Genomic DNA, 5127 nt, shown 5'->3' with positions numbered 1-5127 from the left:
TCTTCTCTTCAATTCACACATTCTTCCTATATTCAATCATCTTATAATTTTATCATTGCTCACTCACACCTTAACGACTGGGCCGGGTTGGCGGATGCTGCACGATATGTTTGAAAACTCACCGTCAACAGGGTGATCACTACAGCCAGCATGACCGATCCGAAAAATATCCACCACGACAGGTTGGTCTGATAGGCAAAACTCCGAAGCCATTGATTCAGTATCCAGTAAGAAAAAGGGATGGCTATCCCGGCAGAGAGCAGGATCATTTTCAGGTAATTGCCGGACAGCAGGCCCATCATATGGCCCACGCGGGCTCCGTTGACTTTTCGTATGGCAATCTCTTTGGTGCGTTTGCGGGTCTGGAAGATGGTCAGGCCCAGAAGGCCCATGGAAGAAATTAAAATGGCAATACCGGAGAATACCATAAGCAAAACGGCCAGTTTTCTATCACTTTTGTATAGCGTATCAAAACGCTCAGATACAAACTGATAATCAAAAGCGGAGGTACCGGTCACCGATTGGTATGTTTTCTCCACGTAGGAAAGGATATTGCTCCCGGGTGCACCCGACACCTTTACCAGCATATTGCGGGCCATATCCGTCTTTTTAACCAGCATAAGGGGAGAGATCTTCTTCCGGAAGGAATTGGAATGAAAATCCCGGATGACACCGGCAATTTCAAAACCTCCCAGCTCCCTTCCAATGGGGTCGTCCATCTGCAGTCTATTCACAGCTGTTTCGTTGATCAACACAATATCCCCCCGCTCCTCGCTAAAATCCGACAAGGGCCGGCCCTGGGTCAACTCAATACCCATGACCCGGGTGAAGTGCTGATCCACGTACAAAGCATCTATACTTACAGATTGGTCGGGATTTTCCGGCATTGGCAAGTCATAACTCATGGTGTTGGCCGTTGGAAGCACCCACATGCTGCCTCCAACAGCTTCTATATCTGAATCTTTGACCAACTCATTTTTGAGGGTTCTGAAAGTTTCTTCCGTATCCGGCCGGTTGCCCAGAGAAAAGGAGATCACCCCTTCCGGGTCAAACCCCAGGTCGTGGCTGCGCACATATTCAAGCTGCCGGTATATACCCATGCTGCAACTGACCAGAATAAGGAAGACAGTGAACTGAATGGCCATCATCCCTTTGCGCAACTTCAACTTCTTACCGCCATTGGCTCCATGCCTGCTTATCACAGCGGCCGGGCTGATGCGGGTATAAAACCGTACAATAAACCGCACGGGCAAATAGCTCAGGGAAAACATTACCAGTATAAAACCCACCAAGACCTCCCAACTTAGCGCACCATAATGAATGAAATCCTTCTCCAGAAAACGGATCAGCAAGGGCCGCAACTGCTCGATCAATATCAATGCCAGCGGAAATGCAATGAGGGTGACCAGAAGGGATTCCACCAACACTTGCCGAAAAAGCACTTTCCGATTAGCCCCTGTGATCTTACGGATGCCGATCTCCCGCGATCGATCCAGTGCCTGCGACGAACCCAGCAAAATATAATTGATGCAGGCTACCACCAGGATCAACAAAGCCACTGCAGAAAAAATATACACATTCTTTACATCACCCTTCACCGTATATTCACTCAGCAACTCACCCGAATGAAAATAAAAATCCTCCATGGCCTGTAAACGAAAAGACTTTTTACCGGCATCTTCAAACACACTCTTTTCCAGCTCATTCAGTTGGCCCTCAAAGGCCCGGGGCTGAAAACCTTCTTCCACCAGCAAATAAGTCATGAAAAGATCCAGGTGCCAGGAACTTCGCAAATGATCCGGAGTAAGCTGCTCCGGGCTGCCGGAAAACGCAATCCTGCCTATCTGCTTTAAATACAACTCACTGGATGCCAAAAAATCAATCTTTAATGTGGAGGTCTGTGGCAAATCACTGATGACACCGGAGATGTTCAGTACAATCTCCTCTCCCCCATTTTCTATGATCAGTTCCCTGCCCATGATGTCCAATGTTTCAAAATATTTCCGTGCCATGGATTCAGTTAAAACCACGTCGCCGGGCTCATTCAAAAGCTCATTCCTGGTGCCACGGATGAGCTCCAGTGTAAAGACTTCAGGAAAATCGGGGTCGGCACAAATAAAATGTGCTTCAGGGATGAAATCCTGATCTTTCTTCACAGATGTCCCAAACAGGAGTCCCAGCCTTCCGGATTTCTTCACCCCGGGATACTCCTCTTCAAGCTTATCGGCAAGGGGATAGGGGGTACTGGCATTTTTCCAGCCATGGAGTCTTTGCTCGGTGATCACCCTGTAAATTCGGTCCTTGTTGGTATGAAAATCATCGTAACTCAGCTCGTGAAATACATAGATCAAAATCACGAAAGTCACAGCCATTCCGATGGTCAAACCCAGAATATTGATGGTGGAGACAGCCTTGTTTCTCAAAAGCCTTCTTATGGCCGTTTTAATATAATTCCGGAACATAGCAAATAGTTTTTCAACGAATAACCAAAGCATGTGCCAAAACTTTAATGTTATGATATACAGTGTATTTCACATCTCTGCTGAAATAAAATGTTGGATTTTACAACACACTTGTTGCTTTTTACAACAAAAGCCATTTACTTTACAATGAAACAACCGGGTCCATGAGTAAAAATAAAGGAAAAATACTTATTGTCGACGACAACGTGGAATTATTATCTGCCCTGAAAATGTTCCTTTCTCAGCATTTCGAAACCGTCGATGCGGAAAAGGATCCGGAGCACCTTCCTTCTCTTCTGCAGCCAAAACGTTTTGATCTGATCCTGCTGGACATGAATTTCAGGGCCGGGATAAGCACCGGCAACGAGGGGTTTTACTGGATGAAAAAGATCCGCGAAAAGGACCCGGATGTTACGGTGGTCTTTATTACTGCTTATGGAGATGTGGAACTGGCTGTCAAATCACTCAAAGAGGGAGCTACCGATTTCATCCAGAAATCATGGGACGAGGATAAGATCCTGTCGACGGTTCTTTCTGCTTACAAGTTGCATCAGTCGCAGATGGAAGTCAAAATGCTCCGCAACCGTCAGAATCACCTGGCCCGGGAGATTGAGCAGGAACATTCGCTTTACCGGTGCCGTTCGCAGGTCATGCAAAGGGTGTATGAGCTCGTGGACAAAGTGGGTCCTACAGATGCCGATATATTGATCACAGGAGAAAATGGTACAGGCAAGGAAGTTATTGCCCGCGAAATTCACAAAAAATCGCTCCGAAAGGGTGAAATCTTTTTAAATGTGGACCTGGGGGCCCTGCCAGAGTCGCTTTTCGAGAGCGAATTATTCGGACATGTAAAGGGTGCTTTTACCGATGCCAGGGAACCGCGGCAGGGAAAATTCGAGGCAGCCTCCGGGGGTACGCTGTTTCTGGATGAGATTGGGAATCTGCCCATAACCCTGCAAGCCAAACTTTTATCAACCCTTCAAAACCGGTCGGTGGTGCGGGTAGGAAGCAACCATGGTATTGCCGTTGACATCCGTTTGATATGCGCCACCAATCAACCCCTTTTTGATATGATTGAAGAGGGTAGCTTCAGGGAAGATCTGCTCTACCGGATCAATACCATTCAGATTGATGTGCCCCCCTTGCGGGATCGACCCAAAGACATACCGGGCCTGGCCGAATTTTTCCTCTCCCGGCTCAGGGATAAATACCGAAAACCTGGCCTGCTCCTGACCGACAAAGGCATAGAAATCATGCAACAATACAGCTGGCCAGGCAACATCAGAGAACTGGAACATGCCATTGAAAAAGCCGTTATCCTCTGTGAAGATGATGAACTGAATCCCGACCTGCTGGTCCCGGAGAGAAATCCTGCCACTTCTGCTGCGTTGCCTACCTTCAATCTGGAAGAAAATGAAAAACAGATCATTGCAAGTGCCCTGAAACAGTTCAGGGGCAACATCAGCCTGACAGCAAAAAAACTCGGCATCGACCGCTCCACCCTTTATACCAAAATACGAAAATATGGGCTTCAATAACTTTTATATCCGCATCATTGGCTATTGCCTGCTGATTGCCCTCACCAGTCTGGCTTTTGCCTGGAGCCTCTATCAGCCTTACATGGTAGCTACCTCCTCGGGCCTTTTGATGCTGCTGGTATTTGAAACATTTGCCCTTATCCGGTATAATCAAAGGATCAAGAAGGATCTGCAACGCTTCATTGATGCGGTGAAGAACCAGGACACCTCCCTGGCTTTTCCCCTTCCCAATAAAGATCCCTTCATGAAGGAGCTGCACCAGGGCTTCAATGATATTATAACCGATTTCCGGCTGGTAAGAAAGGAAAAGGAGCTGGAGCATCATTTCTTCCAAAATACACTCCGGCACATTGGCATCGGCGTGCTGGCCTTCAATACCGAAGGATCGATCAAGCTTCAAAACAAAGCCTTCCAGAACCTTTTTCAGATGGATCAATCCAAGAAGCTCACCCATCTGAAAAGACGCCACAAAGATCTGCCCGATCTGCTGCATTCCCTTAAAAACGGCGAGGAATCCTTTCTGAAAATACTGATTAACAACGAGCTGAAAAACATGGCCATCCGGGTGTCGGATATCAGGCTGGAAAAAGAACATGTGCGCATTGCTTCCTTCCAGGACATCAGCCGGGAAATGAACCGCCAGGAGGTAGATGCCTGGCAACGTCTGATCAAAGTGCTGCGCCACGAGATCATGAATTCGATCAGTCCCATCCGCATCATGTCGGGCAATCTGCTCAAACGGGTCTCAGGAGAAAACGAAAGGCTGCTGGCCCGGGATGCGCAAAGCAGGGAGGTGGTTGGTGACCTGAAGGAAGGCCTGCAAACCATCCGAAAACGCAGCGCCGGATTGAGCGATTTTGTGGAGACCTACCAGCATCTGACCCGTATCCCCGAACCCCGTTATACAGAGATCCGGGTTGAAGCGATCTTTGGGCAGGTGGCCTTTCTTTTCGAAAAAGACTTGCGGCAGAGGCAAATGAACATAAGCCAGTCGGTGAAGCCTGCTCACCTCACCCTGCTGGGTGATGAGAAGATGCTCGAGCAGGTGCTGATCAACCTGGTGAAGAATGCCATGGAGGCGATTGAAGCGAAGGCTGGAAAGAGGGCTAAGGCGAAGGAAGAAGAAG

The 5127-nt window shown here is 48.0% G+C and carries 3 protein-coding genes; 2 read left to right on the top strand and 1 reads right to left on the bottom strand.

Annotation, left to right across the window (positions count from 1 at the left end; genetic code table 11):
- Positions 1-59: 59 nt before the first annotated feature.
- Positions 60-2462, bottom strand: coding sequence for an ABC transporter permease (locus KGY70_16650; protein ID MBS3776830.1), 2403 nt, complete (start codon positions 2460-2462; stop codon positions 60-62).
- Between the two features lie 164 nt (positions 2463-2626).
- Here KGY70_16650 and KGY70_16645 point away from each other — a divergent pair, with 164 nt between their 5' ends.
- Together KGY70_16645 and KGY70_16640 are read left to right on the top strand one after the other, a co-directional pair.
- Positions 2627-4000, top strand: coding sequence for a sigma-54-dependent Fis family transcriptional regulator (locus KGY70_16645; protein ID MBS3776829.1), 1374 nt, complete (start codon positions 2627-2629; stop codon positions 3998-4000).
- A partial coding sequence (locus KGY70_16640) for a hypothetical protein (GenBank protein ID MBS3776828.1) occupies positions 3987-5127 on the top strand: 1141 nt, incomplete at its 3' end. The genes KGY70_16645 and KGY70_16640, both read left to right, overlap by 14 nt.

The organism is Bacteroidales bacterium, assembly GCA_018334875.1.
Lineage (GTDB): Bacteria > Bacteroidota > Bacteroidia > Bacteroidales > UBA12077 > JAGXLC01.
This window is presented reverse-complemented; position numbering and strand designations above follow the sequence as displayed.

What these genes read in the sequence shown, in the direction of transcription:
- KGY70_16650 (MBS3776830.1), bottom strand. Translation starts at nt 2,462, where the DNA reads ATGTTCCGGAATTATATTAAAACGGCCATAAGAAGGCTTTTGAGAAAC.
- KGY70_16645 (MBS3776829.1), top strand. Translation starts at nt 2,627, where the DNA reads ATGAGTAAAAATAAAGGAAAAATACTTATTGTCGACGACAACGTGGAA.